The 18887-nt window shown below is 66.8% G+C and carries 13 protein-coding genes; 9 read left to right on the top strand and 4 right to left on the bottom strand.

The window, feature by feature from the left end; genetic code table 11:
• Positions 1-23: 23 nt before the first annotated feature.
• Positions 24-1094: a LacI family DNA-binding transcriptional regulator gene (locus tag ABZ490_RS48500; protein ID WP_359006142.1), complete on the bottom strand. Its 1071-nt coding sequence runs from the start codon at positions 1092-1094 to the stop codon at positions 24-26.
• 168 nt (positions 1095-1262) lie between these two features.
• Here ABZ490_RS48500 and ABZ490_RS48505 point away from each other — a divergent pair, with 168 nt between their 5' ends.
• From ABZ490_RS48505 to ABZ490_RS48515, 3 genes are all read left to right on the top strand, one after another.
• Positions 1263-3368, top strand: coding sequence for a glycoside hydrolase family 36 protein (locus ABZ490_RS48505; protein WP_359006145.1), 2106 nt, complete (start codon positions 1263-1265; stop codon positions 3366-3368).
• 508 nt (positions 3369-3876) lie between these two features.
• Complete coding sequence (locus ABZ490_RS48510; RefSeq protein ID WP_359006148.1) at positions 3877-4851, top strand: helix-turn-helix domain-containing protein; 975 nt, start codon at positions 3877-3879, stop codon at positions 4849-4851.
• Positions 4852-5150: 299 nt separating this feature from the next.
• Entirely contained in the window at positions 5151-6680 is a 1530-nt protein-coding gene (locus ABZ490_RS48515) for an APC family permease (RefSeq protein WP_359006151.1), read from the top strand.
• 77 nt (positions 6681-6757) lie between these two features.
• Here ABZ490_RS48515 and ABZ490_RS48520 read toward each other — a convergent pair whose 3' ends face one another.
• Together ABZ490_RS48520 and ABZ490_RS48525 are read right to left on the bottom strand one after the other, a co-directional pair.
• On the bottom strand, positions 6758-7150 hold the full coding sequence (locus ABZ490_RS48520; protein ID WP_359006154.1) for a helix-turn-helix domain-containing protein: 393 nt from the start codon (positions 7148-7150) through the stop codon (positions 6758-6760).
• Between the two features lie 66 nt (positions 7151-7216).
• A complete protein-coding gene (locus tag ABZ490_RS48525; protein ID WP_359006156.1) occupies positions 7217-8296 on the bottom strand; it encodes an MBL fold metallo-hydrolase in 1080 nt (359 codons plus the stop codon).
• A gap of 576 nt (positions 8297-8872) precedes the next feature.
• On the opposite strand from ABZ490_RS48525, the gene ABZ490_RS48530 reads away from it, so the two are divergent.
• The 3 genes from ABZ490_RS48530 to ABZ490_RS48540 all read left to right on the top strand — a co-directional run bounded on the left by ABZ490_RS48530 (position 8873) and on the right by ABZ490_RS48540 (position 14174).
• Positions 8873-10015, top strand: a complete 1143-nt coding sequence (locus ABZ490_RS48530; protein WP_359006159.1) for a TIGR03118 family protein — start codon at positions 8873-8875, stop codon at positions 10013-10015.
• A 1230-nt stretch (positions 10016-11245) separates the two neighbouring features.
• Positions 11246-13276 carry a SpoIIE family protein phosphatase gene (locus ABZ490_RS48535; RefSeq protein ID WP_359006161.1) on the top strand — a complete coding sequence of 677 codons (2031 nt, stop codon included), beginning with the start codon at positions 11246-11248 and terminating at the stop codon, positions 13274-13276.
• A 148-nt stretch (positions 13277-13424) separates the two neighbouring features.
• Complete coding sequence (locus ABZ490_RS48540) at positions 13425-14174, top strand: SDR family oxidoreductase (protein ID WP_359006164.1); 750 nt, start codon at positions 13425-13427, stop codon at positions 14172-14174.
• A 1554-nt stretch (positions 14175-15728) separates the two neighbouring features.
• Here ABZ490_RS48540 and ABZ490_RS48545 read toward each other — a convergent pair.
• On the bottom strand, positions 15729-17195 hold the full coding sequence (locus ABZ490_RS48545; RefSeq protein WP_359006167.1) for an MFS transporter: 1467 nt from the start codon (positions 17193-17195) through the stop codon (positions 15729-15731).
• Between the two features lie 445 nt (positions 17196-17640).
• Between ABZ490_RS48545 and ABZ490_RS48550 the strand changes: the two genes are divergently transcribed.
• The 3 genes from ABZ490_RS48550 to ABZ490_RS48560 all read left to right on the top strand — a co-directional run.
• Positions 17641-17841 (top strand): transposase, encoded by a 201-nt coding sequence (locus ABZ490_RS48550; RefSeq protein ID WP_359006170.1) that lies wholly within the window; start codon positions 17641-17643, stop codon positions 17839-17841.
• Positions 17781-18593, top strand: coding sequence for an IS256 family transposase (locus tag ABZ490_RS48555; protein WP_359006173.1), 813 nt, complete (start codon positions 17781-17783; stop codon positions 18591-18593). Before ABZ490_RS48550 ends, ABZ490_RS48555 begins: the two co-directional genes overlap by 61 nt.
• A partial coding sequence (locus ABZ490_RS48560) for a transposase (protein ID WP_359006176.1) occupies positions 18524-18887 on the top strand: 364 nt, incomplete at its 3' end. The genes ABZ490_RS48555 and ABZ490_RS48560, both read left to right, overlap by 70 nt.

Here is an 18887-nt window from a genome sequence, read left to right on the forward strand (position 1 = left end):
CGGGAACGCGAGAAGGTCCCGGATCATGCGGTTCGCGGTCCGGAGCTCTCCCGCAGGATGAGGGCGGGTTCGGCCGGCACTGGCGTGGATTCCTGCTGAGCGGTGTCGAGTTGGGCTCGCAGGAGGCCGAAGGCAGCGCGTCCCATGCCGTGGAAGTCCATGCGGACCGTGGTGAGGGACGGGGTGATGAAGCCGGAGTGCGGAGCGTCGTCGAACCCGATGACGCTGATGTCCTCGGGAACCCGCCGACCTGCGTGGTGCAGGGCCCGTAGCACACCGAGGGCCAGGTCGTCGTTGCCGCACAGGATCGCGGTGACGTCAGGGTTCTTGGCGAGCTTCGTTCCAGCCTCGTAGCCGGCCTGGGCGTCCCACCCCTTGCCGCATGGAGGGGGAGGGGTGACACCGGCGGCCTTGAGGGCCTGGCGCCAGCCCTCGGCGCGGGGAGCCGCCGAGCGCCGGGTTCCGGTCGAGGCGGGGATCGCCACATAGTGCACGGTTTCATGCCCGAGCGCCAGCAGGTGTTCGGTGGCGGCCCGGGCCGCCACGCGGTCGTCGGCCCACACCGCCGGCCGTTCGGGCGTCCGGCCGGGCGGAGGTGCTTCGACCAGGGCCGCGCACGGCACATGTGCTGGTACGCGGTCCAGCGCCGCGGCGCCGAGACGGTCGTAGCCGATGACCACCAGTCCCCCACCTGTGTCGGCGGCGGAGGCGATCGTACGGTCCAGGTCGTCCTCGGGAGTCACCACCCGCACGCCGAGCGCGTACCCGGCGGCGCGGGAGGCCTCTTCCAGACCTTGCAGGGTGGCCGCATAGCCGTAGAGGACGGTGTTCGAGGTGAGGACGGTGACCGATCGCGTCACACCGCTGGCCAGGGCGAACGCGGTGGCGTTGCGTCTGAACCCCAGGCTCTTGATGGCTTCCTCGACCCGTCTGCGTGTGTCCTCCTTCACGTTCGGGTGGCCGTTGATGACCCTCGAGACGGTCTGGTAGGAGACGCCTGCTGCCTGGGCGACGTCGCGAATGCTGGCGGCCTTCTGTTGACCCGCGGGGGAGTCGTCGGGGCCTCCGGCGCTTGTGTGACCGGTCACATGCATGCCAGGATTGTGAGCGGTCACAACGTGGTCGTCAAGAGACCGCAACAGGGGATTTACCTTCAAAACACACTCTTCGCCGCGGTCAACCTCCTGTGGTCGAACGTGATTTCCCAGCTCAGCCACCACGAGACCGCCGCAGTACCGAATCGTCCCGGAAGGGGAAATGCGTTGACCGCTGTCGTCGGAACAGTCGAGAGATCCCGCCTTTGGTCGCATCCGGAGCTCGGGCTGCACGCGCTCGTGGACACCACCGGCTCGGTGAGACTGGGAAGGCCTGGCCAGGACTGGGCGGGCCTGGTTCCTCTGGTGGAGGTGACCGCCACTGGCCACGGTCGCCTGTGGTCGGGGGAGCGCTTCATCGAGACCGCGATCGGTGACCGTCTGACCTACCGCGGCCATGATTCGGTGCGGGACGGAGCCCTGGAACGTACGACGATCAGGCTGGCCGACGACCAGACCGGTCTGGTCGCCCATGTTGTCCTGGACGTCGGCGCCGGCTTCCTGCGCTCCCGGGTGCGCCTGGTCAACCAGGGCAGCATCCCGCTCCGGCTGGAGAGCGTGACGACCCTGACCCTCGGCGGTATCACCGACGCCGATGGCGGCCTCGACGGCCTGACCCTGCACTGGGCGGACAACGACTGGCTCGCCGAATGCCGCTGGCGGCAGGCGGCGTTCCGTGACCAGGTCGTCCCCCTGAGCAGACACGCCCATGGCCATGAGGGGCGAGGCTGCTTCGAGCGCTACTCACAGGGCAGCTGGTCCACCGGCCGGCATCTCCCGATCGGCGCGTTCACAGACCGGGCGGGGCATGCCTGGCTGTGGCAGATCGAGTCCAGCGCGGGGTGGCGCTTCGAGACCGGGGAACGCGAGGGTGCGGCCTACGTCGCCCTGTTCGGCCCCGACGACGCCCACCACCAGTGGCAGCACATCCTCGCACCGGGCGAGGAGTTCCACACGGTTCCCGCCGTCCTCGTCCGGACCGAGGTGGGTGGCCTCGACGCCGCGTTCGGCGAACTCACGGGCTACCGCCGGCTGATCCGCCGCGACCACCCCGACCTCCGGGCGCTCCCGGTGATCTACAACGATTACATGAACACCCTCATGGGTGACCCGACCACCGACAAGCTCCTGCCGCTCATCCGGGCCGCTGCGGCGGCCGGCGCCGAGGTCTTCGTCATCGACGCGGGCTGGTACGACGACGACGCCCAGGGCTGGTGGGACGCCGTCGGAGCCTGGGAGCCCGCTCGGGACCGTTTCCCCGGCGGCATCCAGAAGGTCCTGGACGCCATCAGGTGCCATGGCATGACCCCCGGACTGTGGCTGGAGCCCGAAGTCGTCGGCGTGCGCAGCCCACTGGCCCGCACGTTGCCACCCGAGGCCTTCTTTCGGCGCGGCGGCCTCCGCGTCACCGAACACGGACGCCACCACCTGGATCTTCGCCACCCCGCCGCGCGGGCCCACCTCGACGCGGTCGTGGACCGGCTGGTGGACGAATGGGGCGTCGGCTACCTCAAGCTCGACTACAACATCAACAGCGGTCCCGGCACGGAGAACGGTCTCGAGAGCCCTGGCGCCGGACTGCTCGGGCACCATCGCGCCCACCTGGAGTGGATGACCGGCCTACTGGACCGGCACCCCCGCCTCGTCCTGGAGAACTGCGGGTCCGGCGGTCTGCGCATGGACTACGCACAACTGGCCGTGGCCCAGCTCCAGTCCACCAGCGACCAGCAGGATCCCCTGCGCTACCCGCCCATCGCCGCCGCGATCGCCACCGCCGTCACTCCCGAGCAGGCGGCTGTGTGGGCCTATCCTCAACCCGACCACACCCCCGATGAGATCAACTTCACCCTCACCGGGGCCCTGCTGGGCCGCATCCATCTCTCCGGCTTCCTCGACCGCATGAGCGACGACCAGTTCCACCTCGTACGCTCGGCGATCCGGACGTACAAGGACATCAGGCCGGAGATCGGTGGCGCACGGCCTTTCTGGCCGCTCGGGCTGCCAGCCTGGGAGGACACCTGGATCGCGCAGGGACTGCAGGGGCGGGACTCCACGTTTCTCACGGTGTGGCGGAGAGGGACCGGCTCCGGTCCGTCGAGCCGCACGCTCACCATTCCCCACCTGAGAGGCGCTTACCTGCACCCGGAGGTGCTCAACCCCACGACGGCCGACGCCACCGCGGAGTGGCACGCGGCAGAAGGAAGGATGACGGTCCGCCTGCCGCGCCCTCACACGGCCGTGCTCCTTCGGCTGAGTACAGTCCGGGCCTCGTGATCATGGGACCGTGGGGGAGGCAGAGCTGCTTTGCCGAGCCTGCTCCTGTTCGCGGACTTCCCGGATGCCAGCCGCGTAAGGAGTCAGAGGATCTTGACCGTTTCGGCGCCTTGCCTGGCCTGGCTCTGCAGCTGTGCGCATCTGTTCCGTACGTTCGAGCCAGGTGCTGCCCGCAGTGGTCGCCTGTATCGGCTCTGACGGTGCGACGCGCTGTCAACGATGGCGTTCAAGGACTCCGGGTTGAGCCGGTCACCCGGATCATCCGGCTGACCGGAGCTCGTACTGACAGCACCGGATCGCGGTCTTGCCGTAGGTGACGAGCGCATCGGACTTCGCCCCCTTCCCCCAGGGACTCGTGAGAGGGAACGAACCAAAGAGCATCGGTAGCCGCGGTTCGGGGCACCGTGCGCGAGCACGGAAACAGAGCGGTGACAAGGTAGTGACCTGGGACAATACTGAGTGCGACACTCTGCCTCTGTCCGGATACGTTCGATGTGGGAGGCGGAAAATGGCAGAGGCGGTCGTGACTGCGAGGTCTCACGGCCGGGTGCAAGCGGACGGTCCAGTGGGTTCGGACGCTGTCCAGTGGTGGGGTAGGGCCTGCGCGGCCGGCCTGCGTGCCGACACCTTCTGGTTTCCGGCGGGGCGTACGACCTTTCGCGGTCGTATCCATCGCCGTGAACTGGTCGACCTCTCCCTCCTGGAGATGGAGGCGGACCCGTTCGCGCTGCGTTGGAGGCGGGATTCCGAGGCGGACGGGTATCTCGGGGTGTCGGTGAGTACACGGACGTTCTCCGAGCGCATCGTGCTCGGTGACCGTTCCGAGCACGTGATCAGCACTTCAGTCTGCGTCTGGGATGCCGCAGCGATGCTTGAGTCCGAGATTCTCGCGCCCATGGCGCAAACCGTGTTGTTGGTCCCCAAGCGCGCACTGCCGACGCGCCGATTCGACCTCTTCCCGATGAAGCGCGACGCGGCCCTCCGTGACGACGCGCCTCCGCTCCAGTTGCTGCGGGCGTTCATGCTCGCCGCGGCCGCGCAGGCCGATCACCTGGGGGCCGCGACGACCTCGGCGACGCGCAACGCGATCGTCGAGCTGCTTACAAGCGTCCTGGACGATCGCTGCGAGCCGCCGAGCGCCGTGGTGACCGAGGGCATGCGCCGGTCGATCATCCATTGGGTGGAGGACCGTCTGCATCTGGGGCAGGTTGCGCCGGCGCAGGTCGCCGACCAGCACGGCATCTCGGTCCGAACCCTCCATCGGCTCTTCGCCGACAGGGGTGAGACCTTCGGAGAGATGGTGCGACGCCGGCGTCTTGAGCAGGCGCGCCGTGATCTTGTCGCAACTGACGACATGGTTCAGACCATCGCGATGCGATGGGGGTACGCCGACGCCAGCCAGCTGATCACCGTGTTCAAGCGTGTCCACGGAGTCACGCCGACCTCCTACCGCCGGTCCTGTCGCTCATCCGTGCCTCGATGACATGCGAAGTTGCCGCGCGGAGGGTGCGTAACCCTGTACAGGCCGGGTCCCCTGCGTGAGTGTCCTGGACAGCTGTGTGCATCCTGTGTGGTGTGTCGCAACAGTGGAAGCCTCCTGCGGGGGTGCCAGGTGCCCTGTGGGGGCGACCAGCGGCTGATCGTCTGGCACAAGGAATCAATTACCTGGCGCGCAGACTCAATTCCGGGCTGTGTACCGCCCCGCACGATTGCGCTTGTCGTAGGGCGGGTGCCGCGGACGCGGATCCCGGCCCTTCTCACGCGACCCGGATAGGAGAGAGCGTGGACGAGATCACTTCGCCTGGCGTGCCGTCCGCCACAACGTCAAGTGCGGGGCAGCCGAGCAGGCAGGAGCACCTTGAGGGCCATCTGGGGACCGGTGGCCTGGTCTTCAGCGCACTCGCCTTCAACGCCCCCCTCGGCGTGATGGCGGCGACCGTCCCGATCGTCATCGGTCTCGGAGTCGGCGCGGGAACCCCCCTGGTGTACCTGGCGATCATGGTTCTTATCCTGGTCTTCGCCGTTGCTCTCGTCACGATGGCCCGGCACATGCAGAAACCCGGTGCTTTCTATACCTATGTGACAGCAGGGCTGGGGCGCACGGTCGGTCTCGGCGGCGGCTTCCTCGCGATGGTGACCTACCTGGGACTGGGATCGTCGACCTATGTCATCTCCGGCTTCACGACCGAGAGCATGATCCAGGTCCTGGGCGGCCCGCGCATCCCGTGGTGGGAGATCGTCCTCGTACAGTGGGTCGTCATCACGTTCCTGGGCTCTCGCAACGTCGACGTCTCGATGCGTGTCCTCGGGGTTGCTCTGGGAGTCGAAGTCCTGATCGTCGCCATCTGGACCGTTGCGGTCCTCGCCAACGGCGGCCCGCAGGGCCGCTCACTACACGTGACCGCACAGATGAGCACCGGATCCCTCGGCTTCGCCCTGCTCTGGGGCATGTCATGTCTGGGCGGCTTCGAGTCGATCCAGCTGTTCCGGGATGAGACACGGAACCCGGTGAAGACGATTCCCCGCGCCACATACCTGACGGTATTCTTCCTCGCCGGTTTCTACTGCCTGGGCTCCTACGTCTACCTCGTCGCCTTCGGGACGCACGAGGCGATGGCCACAGCAGCGGACCCGACGAACTCGTTCATGGCGAGCGTCGGGACCTACACTGGCACGTTTCTCAAGAACCTCGCATACGTACTGACATGGAGCAGCGGCGTCGCCTCCCTGCTGGCGATCCACAACATCACTGCACGCTACGCCTTCGCGTTCGGTCGCGACGGAGTGTTCCCCCGGGCGCTGGCCCAAGTGCACCCACGCTACAAGTCGCCCTTCACCGCGGCCCTCGTCATCGCCGTCGTCACGCTCCTGTTCGCCGTGGGGCCCGCATTGCTGCAGATGGACGCGGTAGCCAGTTACACCGTGGAGTACGGCTTCGCGAACATCGCCCTGGCGGCACTCTTCGCGGGTACGGCCCTGGCCACGGTGGTCTTCTTCTCCCGTGGCCGGAACCGGCATCTGCGCATCTCGGTCTGGAAGCGGGTCGTCGCGCCTGTCGCAGCTTTTGCCGGGATGCTCTTCGTCCTTTATCTCGCCGCGGTGCAGCGGGACACGCTGTTCGGGTCGTCCGGACGCGGGACGGCCGGGATCGGCATCCTCGTCCTGCTGGCCTTGGCGGGCATGCTGTACGCCCGCTGGCTCAAGGTCAATCGGCCGGAGGTGTACGAGCGAATCGGCGATCAGGACGAGAAGGGTGAAGTCCCCCCGCTTGTGGAGGCGGAGACCCGCGCGGAGTCAGGCGGGTGTCCATAGCCGGCGGCCGTACATCGCGTGCAGGTCTCGCCCTCATCATGGGTGCCGAGACCTGGCACGGCGACCGGCCGAACCCGTCATGACGATGGCTCCGCCGCCTGCGACCGTCGGTCGTAGGCGGCGCGCGCCGCGACGATGTCGTCCGCAGTTTGCTCGGCCCATTCCCGCACGGCATGCACGGGACGGCACATGGTGCCACCGAGAGGAGTGAGGGCGTACTCGACACGGACAGGTACCTCGGCGAAGACCTGGCGGGCCACCAAGCCGTCTCGTTCGAGGTCACGCAGGACACGTGAGAGCATCTCGCTGCTCACGCCGAGCTGCTTCTTGAGGTCGTTGAACCGTGTCGGGCCCGCTTCCAGCACGTGCGTGAGCCGCATGGTCCACCGGTTGGCGAGGCGCTCGAAGGCCTCCTGCGTGGGGGTGCCCTGTCCGTAGAGATTGGCTGCACGCCTTGCAGTTTCCGTCACCCGATCAGAGTATCCGAAGTGCCGGCCCGCACGGCAGCTCGTATACGGTGCCCGGGCACCGTACGTCTACTTCAGAGCGTCGGCCGGGAAGTGCGGGTCATCCGTGAAGGACGACACGATGATGGCCTTGATGTTGTCGTGTGTGAACGCGTCCACAGCGGCGAGCTCCTTGCCGTACTTCTTGACCAGGCGCGGCGTCACGTTGTCCGCGATGCGGTTGAACCAGACCGCCTGGGCGGCCCAGAGGTTGCCCGCTTCCACGATGCTCACGTCCATGGGGATGTCCTTCATCGCCTGCACGGTCCAGTTCCACTGGTCGATGAAGAACGCGCGGCAGACCTCCACGTCGTGGCGGTTGCCGGTGCGGTAGGTGTGGCCGCCCAGGAAGACGTCGAAGTCGAGTTCCAGCACGGCGTCCATGGCCCTGAGAATGCCCGGGATGTGGTCGGCGTTGCCGTAGTGGAGGTAGGGCGCCCAGCCGGGCGCGACGACGTCGCTCATCATCGCGATCTTCTGCTTCGGCAGGTGGACGATGATGTTTCCGTTCTCGTGGTTCGGGCCGGGGTAGATGAGCTCGAAGTGCTCACCGCCCACCCTCAGGGTGTGACGCTTGCCGGAGAACGTGACGTCCGGGACCGGCCGGTCGGGGTCGGTGTAGACGCGGAGCAGCTGTGCGGTCAGTTCGTGGGAGACGACCGTGGCCTTCGGGAACTTGATGGCGCCACCGATGTGGTCGTCGTGGTCGTGTGTGAGGATGAGGTGGGTCACTGGCTTCTTCGTGACCCTCTTCACCGCCAGGGGCAGGAACTCCGCTACCGCCACAGGCGCGTCCAGCATGACGACGCCGGCCTGCGTGACGAAGAAGTACCCCTGGGCGACGCCGGCGCTCACCACGTACCCGTTCTTCCCGACGGGCTCCAGCCGGTACCCCTCGGCCGGGATCGGGAAAGGCTTTGCGTGTTCCGGCAGCGGAAGGAATTCGGGGACCTGCCCCTGTCCGGTCGCCGCTGCGGCGGGCGACCCCAGACCAGTTGCCGAGAGGGCGGCGATTCCGGCTGCGACGCCACCGCGTCGAATCACGTCACGACGGTCCATCATGAGCTCCTCTGAATTTAAAGAGGTGAATTTCCCGGGTATGGGATGCATGGGGAAGTGGGCTGTTGCCGCCCCAACCGTAGCTTCTCTCGAAATAGCATTCAACCTCGATGAAAGTCTCATTTCCAGGACCAGGTCAATTTCGCCTTACCAGGTCTCCATGGTGTGACAGGAGGCCAATGGATGCTCAATGGAGGGCTGTGTGTGACGTATCTCGCGCCGGTGTTCGAGGTGCCTACACCTGCCAGGCCGAAGGGTGTCCGGTCGAGGGCTCACGCACCTCGAACTGCCCATTTTGCCTTCTTGGGGTCTTTTTAAAATCCATGTAAGCAACCCATGTCGTCCGTGAAACTTATGGGGTGCGAGGGTGGGGCTCGTGGCCTCGGTGACGGAATAAGTCCTCGATTTCCCGGTCCTGTGTAATTGGCTTGGTCAGGTGCAGTTGACCAAGTCATGTGAGAAGGACCTTTATCTGACTTGATTGCCATTGTGTCGGGAGTTATTGTTTGGCCCGGAGACCCGAACGTGCGAGAAGCTCATCATTCTGAGTTTCGGACGCACCCAAAAGAGGAGTGCTTGATGATGGATCGGCGTACCGTAATTCGACGAGGCGGGGTGGCTGCGGGCGTGGCCGCCCTCGCAGCGACGGGGCTCACCTCGGTCGCCGAGGCCGCGAGCAAGGGAGGCGAACAGGTGGGTGGGAAGGCTTACAGGCCGCTCGCTCATCTGCCACAGGCCTACAAGCAGGAGAATCTGGTCTCCGATTCGCCGACCACCGCCACCGCCAAGTCCTACGACCCGAATCTGCGCAGCGCTTGGGGAATCGCGCAGTCCTCGGACGGACCGTGGTGGGTGAACAGCCAGCACAGCGGCGTGGCCACGGTCTACAGCGGCCGGGGTGCGATTCAGCCGCCGGTGGTCAAGGTCCCGATCGCCAAGCCGGCGAAGAGGTTCACCGGTCCGACGGGAATCGTTTTCAATCCGTCGCGAGGGTTCGTGCTCTCCAACGGAAAGCCCGCGACGTTCATGATGGGCACGCTGGACGGTCTCATCGTCGGCTGGAACAAGGATCTGCACCACGGCAACGCCGAGGTCATTTTCAACAACAGAGCTACTTCGATCTACGAGGGCATCGCACTGGCGCCCGCCACGGTCAACGGAAAGCCTGGGATGTACCTCTATGCGCCTGACTTCAAGGCGTTCCGGGTCGATGTCTTCGATGAGAAGTTCCGGCACGCCAGGCACATCGAGAAGGCCATCAACAGCTTCCGGAGGCCGACCGGGTACGCACCGTTCAACATCACCACGGTCGGCGCTACCATTTATGTCACCTACGCGAAGCCGGACCCGGCGCTGGACAACGCGCTGCCGGTGGTGGAGGACGGTGCCGGTCTGGTCGTGGCCTTCAGCCCCGAAGGCAAGCTTCTGCAGGTCCTCCAGCGCAGTCGCTTCCTGAACGGCCCCTACGGCGTGACGCTCGCGCCGGGCAACTTCGGCCTCTACAGCCACCATCTGCTCGTCGGCAACAACGGTGACGGAAAGATCAACGTTTACCACCCCCTCACCGGTGCCTTCGTCGACCAGATCCGGGACGCGTCCAACCAGCCCATCGCCATCAGCGGGCTGTGGGGGATGTTCTTCGGCAACGACACGGCGATCGGCGGATCGGCCACCTCGCTGTTCTTCGCGGCGTCCGCGGGGGCCGACTTCACCCACGGACTGTTCGGAACGCTGACGCCCGTGCAGAACAAGTTCGGCAGCGGCCTCTGACCCGCTGTCCCGCCGCGAGAGGCGGATCTGCCTGGGGTCAGGCCGGCGGCAGCGGAAGTCTCCTGACAGGACAGCCGCCTTCAGCCCCTGTCCTCCGAGCGCGCGGAGTACAGGGGCTGCGGTTCCGAAGACGCGGTGGGGGTGCCCGGGCCTTCCAGGGGTTTGCGAAGCGCAGAGTCATGGCGGCTATGGCTTTCAGGGCGCTTCTTGTTATGGCGTCTCGGGTGCCGGTCTCATCGTCCTTGACGAGGGCGGGGTGTTCCGCAGCCGGTGTCCGGACGGGACTCATGGACGGCGAGCTCAACGCCGTCGGTCACCCGGATCCTGGCCTGTATGACGACCATGTGGCGCGGTGAGACGCCGGAGGCTCGCTCCGTTTCCGGCCCAGGGAATGCGTGTGGTCCGATGTCTCTGTCGTCCGCACGGCATACAGAGATTCACGGTGGGTAAAACTAAATCATGCGTGTGAGTTGTTTGGGTGAATGCCCCGATACGTCATAGACCGGCGCTGTTCACGCGATGCACGGCCGCACCCCAGCTCTGCGTCGGCGTGGAGAACAGCGCTCGCGCCTCCGGCTGCCACCGCGGGGCGGGCCGTTCGCCGGTGCGACCTGTGGAGGGACGTGCCAGGTTCTAGTGTGGGGGTAGCAGCGAACGGCGTCGGACCGGCTCCACGCCACGCCCCCTTGGCTCACGGTGGGCACCGGCCGTCCGGCGTCCACCTGCGTACGGGCAGGAGGCAGGGTGGCCATTGGACACACGATGCCGGACAAGGACGTCGGGACGCTCAGGTCGCGGCGCCTCGGACTTCTGACGGCCGCGGAGGAAGGCCTGTCCGGCGTTCGGGCGCTCTCGTTGGCTCTCCAACAGGCGATCGCGGAAATGGGTGGGCTCGGCGGCCTCGCTCATTGGCGTGACTCCCGGTCCGGTCGACTGCGTCTCGTGACGGCGTGCGGGCTCGCGCCGAGTGCCGTCGGCGTCTGGGACGTACTTCGGGAGGACGAGCCGGTGGCACCTGTCCGTGCCGTACTCCGAGGCGGCTTTGTCTGGGCTCCGGACGACGGCCTCGTGGTCGAAGGGGCCGGCGTGGCCGCCGTACCACTCCCTGGCCACCACGGTCCTGTCGGCGTGCTGTCGGTGATCACTGCGGAGCGGGGTGAACCGGATGCTGCACAGCAGGCATTTCTCGTTGCGGTCGCCGAGTGGGCGGCCGGGCGCCTGGAAGACGACATGGAGCCAGCCTCGGAGGCCGACGGTGAGGCGGCGCTGGCGACGGTGCGAACGCTGAGCGACGCCTTCCTGATCGTCGACCGCACCTGGCGTGTCACGTATGCCGATGAGGGCGCCGAGCGACTCCTCGCCTCCGACGGTGCGTTGCTGGGCCGAATCCTCTGGGACGTGCCCACGGCCGGCGTCCCAGGACTCGAGGTCCAGTGCCGACGGGCGTCTGCGGAGAACAAGGCGGTCGGGTTCGATCTCCCCCGGATGGAGGGCGGACGCCACTGCCGGGTCAGGGCAGTTCCTGTGCGGGACGGCGGGCTGGCGGTCTCCTTCACGGACGCCACCGGCCTGCGACAGAAGGAGCCCGAACTCGCGGCCGAAGGCGAGATGTATACCGAGCTGACCAGCCGGATGGCCGAGCTGACCATGACCCTGTCCGAGGCCCTGACCTCGAAGGATGTCGTGCGGGCAGTGGCGGATCACGTCCTGCCGTCGCTCGGTGCCGACGGAGTGGCGGTGGAAGCTCTGGAAGGCGGACACATACGCGTGGTCGACGCCGTTGGCTACGACGACGACTTCCTGCGCCAGATCGACAAGCTCCCCCTCACCGCCAAGAGCGCGGCCACCGACGTGCTCCGTACGCGCACGCCGCGGTTCGTCGAGTCCCCGGCCGAGTTCGTCCGTGTCTACCCCGACGTGCAGCATCTGGCGGCCACGTCACCCAAGAAGTCGTGGGCCTTCCTGCCGCTGATCGCCTCCGGGCATCCCATCGGCTGTTGTGTTGTCTCCTTCTCAAGGCCGCACTCCTTCAACGAGGACGAGCGCGTCCTCCTTACCGCGCTGAGTGGCCTGGTGGCCCAGGCACTCGAGAGGGCACGGCTGTACGACGCGGAGCACTCACGGGCCCAAGGACTGCAACGCGGGCTGCTGCCCAGATCCCTGCCTTCCCTGCCCGCGGTCTCCGCCGCGGCCCGGTACCTGCCCGCGGGCAGGGGAGACGAAGTGGGGGGCGACTGGTACGACCTGATCACCCTGTCGTCCGGTCGTGTCGCCATGGTCATCGGTGATGTGATGGGCCACGGCATCGCCGAGGCCGTCACCATGGGGCGACTGCGGACAGCGGTACGAACCCTCGCCGACCTGGACATGGATCCCGACGAACTGCTCGGTCACCTCAACGGTCTGGTCGGTGATCTCGGTTACGACTACTACGCCACCTGTCTGTACGCGGTGTTCGATCCGGTGACACGGATCTGCTCGTTCTCAGTGGCGGGCCATCCGCCGCCGCTCGTGGTCCATCCCGACGGGACCGTCCACTGTCCCGACGTGCCCATCAATCCTCCCCTCGGCGCCGCCGAACCTCCGTTCGACACATGTGAGTTGCAGCTGCCGGAGGAGAGCCTGCTCGTCTTCTGCACGGACGGTCTCGTCGAATCCGCCACCCGCGACATCGACCAGGGGATGACCGAGCTGCGACACACCCTTGCCGCGGCTGTGGCCGATGCGTCGTACTTCTCTGTCGGCCGATCAGGGGAGGAGGCCGTCCGTCGGCTCGACACCCTGTGCGAAACGGTCGTCACCGCCCTGCTGCCCGACAGCGAGACAACCGCCGACGACGCGGCACTCCTGGTCGTCCACACACGGGGCACGCCTGCCGGTGACGTCGCCTCGCTCCCTCTGCCGCAGGATCCCCGCGCGGCCGGTGAGGCCCGTGAATACGTCCGCGGAAAGCTCGCCCAGTGGGGCCTGGACGATCTCGTCATGACCACCGAGTTGGTGGTGAGCGAACTGGTCGGAAACGTGCTCCGACACGCCGACGGGCCCATGCGGCTGCGACTGTTGCGTGACCGTTCACTGATCTGCGAGGTCTATGACGCCAGCCTCACCTCCCCGCGCATCCGGCGGGCTGGAGCGAGCGACGAGGGAGGACGCGGTCTGCATCTGGTCGCGGCCGTCTCCCAGAGGTGGGGCACCCGGTTCCTCGGGGATGGGAAGTGTATCTGGGCCGAACAGGAGATGCCGCCCTCGCGAGACGGATGACGTGGTCGGCTCATGACTATGCGCCGACCGAGGATGGTCATCCGGCGGATGATGTCGATGCCTCCCGGCACCTAACGTGGCTCCATCCCCCTAAGCGTCGAACGGCCGTGGGGGGACATCGTTCGCTAGCTATGCAGGAGAACACGACATGACCGTCCTTGAAGTCCAGGGGGCCCGCGTCGCTGTGGTCACAGGTGCGGCCGGCGGACTGGGCGCCGCCGTCGCGCGCCGACTGGCGGCTGACGGCTTCATGGTCGTCGCGCTGGACATCGTCGAGTCGGCCGACCTCGATGGCACAGCGACCGACGGCGTGGAGAGACGTCGGTGTGACGTCACCGACCCGGCGACGACGCGTCGCGTGGTCGAGGAGATCGGCGCCATGTATGGCGGAGTCGACGTCCTGGTCAACAACGCGGGGCTGCTGTCCGGGCGCGCGAGTCTGCTGGAGTCCACACCGGAGGAACTGCACCGCTTCTTCGACGTCAACGCTGTCGGACCGTTGCTCATGGTGCAGGCCTGCCTGCCCTGGCTTCGGAAGAGCTCGTATCGCGGGCGCGTGATCAACGTAGCCTCGCGCACCTTCTTCACCGGAGCGGCAGGTCAGATCGCCTATGTCGCGAGCAAAGGCGCGCTCATCGGGATGACCCGGGTGATGGCACGGGAGCTGGGCGAGTACCGGATCACGGTCAACGCCGTGGCCCCGGCGCAGGTCGCGACCCCCGGCACCAGGGCGCACTCGGTGGACGAGGTGTTCGCCGGGACCATGCGCCGCCAGGCGATCCAGGAGTTCGTTACGCCCGAGCATTTCGCGGGACTCGTCTCGTACTTGGCGTCGCCGGACGCCGCGTTGGTCACCGGGCAGACGATGGTCTGCGACGGGGGCGGGCTGATGCACTGACCTCCGTGTCCCGCGCGGGGTCCAGACGCCGTCAGTTACGGCGGCCGGGATGTCGCCGACCTCGACACAGACCACTGAGTGGGCGGGGCCGGGCGCGGTTACGTCGAGGGAGCGGCCGCCGACCGTGACGGGAGCGAGGTCCTGGAGAGACAGGCAAGCGGACATGGTGGACACGGCTACGGACTGCGGCGATCTGCACCAGGCCATTGCCCGACCAGTCGAAGACGTGCGTGAAGAGCCTGGCTTTCTTCCGGGTGACCTTGTCCTCAGCCAGCTCATTCGTGAACGGGCTGCCGCTCGTGCCGTAGATGCTGTCCCCGTTGATGACCGTCCGGGCACCGAAGCCGCCGAGGATGTTCGCGGCGCCCGCGGGAACTGCACCCCAGCCCTGCGGCCGATGTCGAGCAGGGTAGTAGCCGTCGCGACAGAGGGCCGTGACGAACTCCCGGAGTGCGTCGTGGACTGATTCGCCGAGACCGAGGCCTCGTGGCCACGCTCGTTGACGATCAGGCGGGCTTCCGGTGGATTGGCCGGTCGTACACCCTGGCCGTCCTCGCTTACCCATCTGTTGTCGAGGGGGGTGCCGCATCCAGTCGCCGTAGAACCGCAGGACCGCCGCGTCGTAGCTGGTCCAGGAGCTCCACCGGTCGCGCCTTCATGTCGGTGATGTGGGTGGTGAGGGCTGACTGCGAGGCCATGGGGTGAAGCCAGCACCGTGCTTGACGGTCCGAGAGGGGTGGCTCCAGTCCATGATCGAGCAGTCGAGGCCGAAGCGGATTTACAGTCGTGGACGTTGTACCGCTCGGTGCCGGATGTGTCGGTGAGGATCGGCACGTCCACGTCTCATAGCGCGAGGCCCTCGCGGTGCTGGCGGTGATACCGGCGTCGTGGAACAGTTCAGCGGCGCCGACGGCGCTGAAACGGGGCGGATCCAAAGGCGCGCTGGCCTGGGTCTGGTAGGGAGGCTTCTCTCAGTCCTCGACGTAGGAGACCCTCTCGTCGTGACCGAGGTGGCGGGGTAGAAACCCGAAGTGGATGAACATGCCGAATCGGGCTTGGCGCCGCCACTCCACCTTCGGTGGCGCTGTGTAGGCCTGCGCCGAGACCGGACCGAGGAGCTGCGGCCTTGATGACGGAGCGTCGGGGTGGGGGAGCACGGGGCACATGCGGCTCCTGGGGAGCGGCCACGTAAGGGTGGATGATTGCTGAGTGCAGCGGTCGCCGTATCGGTCCCGTCGACCGCCAGCGGGAGTCGGCGTTGGGGCTCGAGGCCAACTGTGGCACGTGGGACCGCTGGTGCGGTTGCCGAGACCTGGATCTGGCTGTGGAGGTGAACTGTGTCTGGGGCGGGTCTCGGGCGTCGGCACTACGGGAAGTAGTTGATCGGTGAGCTTTCCGTGCCTCACTGAGACCGGTGGGCGAGAACCCGTGGTCGCTTACAAACACTGCTGTGGCAACCGAGCGATCGTCCGACCGCGTCGGCACGGGTCACCCTGCGGATGACCCGTGCTCATCGAAGATGGCGACCTGCCCAGTCTTCTGTTGCTTGAGGCTCTATGGCTTGTGCCCGGCGTTGACGGTGGCGGGTGTCGTGCTGTCGTCCCCGGCCGTGACACCCGTGCGCTGCCGGGGGAGGAAGGAAGCCAACAGCAGTGCGACGAGAGCAGCACCGCAGCCGATGGCCATGACCACCTTGAAGGAGTCCTTGGAGGGCAGGGCGTGGCCGCCGAAGTCGGTGGTCATCTGGGCGAGAATGACGCCGGAGGTGGCGCTGGCGACGGAGCTGCCGATGGAGCGCAGCAGAGTGTTGAAGGCATTCGCGGCGGCGGTCTCGGAGACCGGTACAGCACTCATGATCAGCAAGGGCAGCGCGCCGTAGGCGAAGCCGATACCGGACCCAATGACGCAGGAGACGAGGATCAGCTGCCAGATCTCGCTCATCAGGAAGATGTTGAGGGCGTAGCCGACGGCGACGATCAGGGCTCCGATCATGAGCGTGATCTTCGGGCCCCTGAGCGCGGAGATTTTCGCGGACAGGGGCGCGGCGAACATCACGATCAGGCCCTGCGGCGCGAGGACGAGGCCCACTGTCAGCAGGTCCTCGCCGAGGCCGTACCCGGTCTGCTTGGGGAGCTGGAGGAGCTGCGGGACGATCAGCTGGACAGCGAACAGGGAGAATCCGAAGGCCAGGGCTGAGAGGTTTGCGAAGAGTACTTGGGGGCGCACGGTGGTCCGCAGGTCGACCAAGGGCTGGGTGATCCGCACCTCGAGGAGACCCCAAGCGACGAAGACAGTGACGGCCACGGCGAAGAGACCAAGGGTGGTGCCGCTGGCCCAGCCCCAGTCGCCGCCCTTGGAGATCGCCAGCAGAAGGGAGACGAGACCGGAGGCCAGACCGAGGCCGCCGATCAGGTCGAAGCGTCCACCGCTGCGGATCCGGGACTCAGGCACCAGCACGGTGACAGCGACAAGAGCCACGGCGCCCAGGACGGTGGAGGCCCAGAAGAGGGTGTGCCAGTCGAAGTGATCGGCGACGAATGCCGCGATCGGCAGGCCTAGGGCGGCGCCGATACCGAGCGAGGCACTCATCAGGGCGGTGGAGGTGCCGACGCGGTCCGCCGGCAGTTCGTCGCGCATGATGCTCAGGCCGAGGGGGATGACACCTGCGGAGAGCCCCTGCAGAAGGCGACCGATGATCATCGGCGTGAGGGAGTCACTGAGGGCGACGGTGGCGGAGCCAGCCGTCAGCACGCCCAGGCTGGTGAGGAGGAGAAGGCGCTTGCCGTACATGTCGCCGAGGCGGCCGGCGATGGGCGTGGCCACGGCGGCGGCGAGCAGGGTGGCGGTGACGGCCCAGGCGGTGTCCGAAGCGGGCGCGTTCAAGAACTTGGGCAGTTCGGGAACGATCGGGATGACCAGGGTCTGCATCAGCGAGACGACGATCCCCGCGAAGGCCAGCACGGCCACGATCACGTTGGGGTTTCTGGGCGTGGATGCGGGTCGTACCAGGATGCGGGACATGTTGTGGTCTCCGTTTGGAGCAGGGAGACGATATTTTTTAACTCACCCGAGTGAGTTAAAAAGATAGTCCTGGTAGATGACCGAAGCAAGTCGGGAGGATGCTGTTCGGGTGAGGTCGCGGGGAAGGGGCGCGAATCGGAGGGAGGTCGGGTCTGAGCGGCAACAGCCGTGGGTGAGAGACTCTCGCGGCGGTCCCGGTATGGACCGCCGGGATGGCGTCCCGCGTGATGGTGTAGCCGATCACGGTTAGGGAGTGCGCCGAGGGCGCGTGCTGACGTGACTTCCGCTCCCTGCCCGTAGGTCGTGTCCCCTGTGATGGTGTAGCCGATCAAGGCTGGGGCGTACGCCGGGGGTGTGTGCCGATAGGGATTCCGCTCCCTGCCCAGCAGGCGGGCCACCTGCAACTCTCCTTGGTGAACGGCCAGTTCAACCCCGGAGGTGCGCGGTGGCCCTGTCCCAGTCTGACCTACTCCGCCTGCTGGAGTCACTACGTTCGGCGGACGGGCTCGAACTCGTCCGCTCGGTGGCCGAGCGGATGCTCCAAGAGCTGATCGAGGCCGAGGCGAGCGCGAGGATCGGCGCGGAGTGGAACGAGCACACCGAGACCCGCACCAACTATCGCAACGGCCACCGGACAAGACCCTGACCACACGGGCCGGCGACCTCGACCTGGCCATCCCCAAACTGCGGTCCGGGGGCTTCTTCCCCGTCCTGCTTCAGCGTCGGCGCCGCATCGACCAGGCCCTGTACGCCGTGATCGTGGAAGCCTACGTGCACGGCGTGTCCACCCGCTCGGTCGACGACCTGGTCCATGCCCTGGGCGCGGACAGCGGTATCTCCAAGAGCGAGGTCTCGCGGATCTGCGGGGAGCTGGACGAGCCGCTGACCGCCTTCCGCACCCGCCCCCTGGACCACGTCCGGTTCCCCTACATCTACCTGGACGCGACGTACTGCAAGGCGCGGGTGAACCACCAGATCGCCTCCCGCGCCGTGGTGATCGCCACCGGGATCACCGAGGACGGCGGGCGCGAGGTGCTGGGGGTCATGGTCGGCGACAGCGAGACCGAGGTGTTCTGGACCCAGTTCCTGCGCTCCTTGCGCGAGCGCGGACTGACCGGGGTCCGGCTCGTGATCGGCGACCACCACAGCGGTCTGGTCAAGGCTATCCGCAAGGTCATGCTCGGGGCCGCCTACCAGCGCTGTCGCGTCCACTTCCTGCGCAACGTGTTCGGCGTGATCAGCAAGGACGCGGGCGAGATGGTCGCCGCGACGACCGAACGATCTTCGCCCAGCCCACCGCGGAAGCGGTCCGGGCCCAGGTCGACACCGTGGCAGACCTGCTCGGCCAGCAGTTCCCACAGGTCAAGGCGATGCTGCTGGAGGCGAAGGACGACCTGACCGCCTTCGCCGCCTTCCCGGAACGACATTGGAAGAAGATCGCATCGACCAACCCGCTGGAGCGGATCAACCGCGAGATCAAGCGCCGCGTCGATGTCGTCCAGGTCTTCCCGAACGACGACGCGCTGCTGCGGCTGGTCACTGCAGTGCTCTTCGAACTGCACGACGAGTGGATCGCCTTCCCCCGCCGCTACCTGCCCGAGAGGAGCAAGCCAGACTGCTGTCATAGTCGTGACTTGGCTTCACTGTCGCTGTTCTCCTTCATCGTTTTGGATTATTGCGGTCTTCTGGTGG

It is taken from the genome of Streptomyces sp. NPDC005811 (assembly GCF_040630405.1).
Classification (GTDB): domain Bacteria; phylum Actinomycetota; class Actinomycetes; order Streptomycetales; family Streptomycetaceae; genus Streptomyces.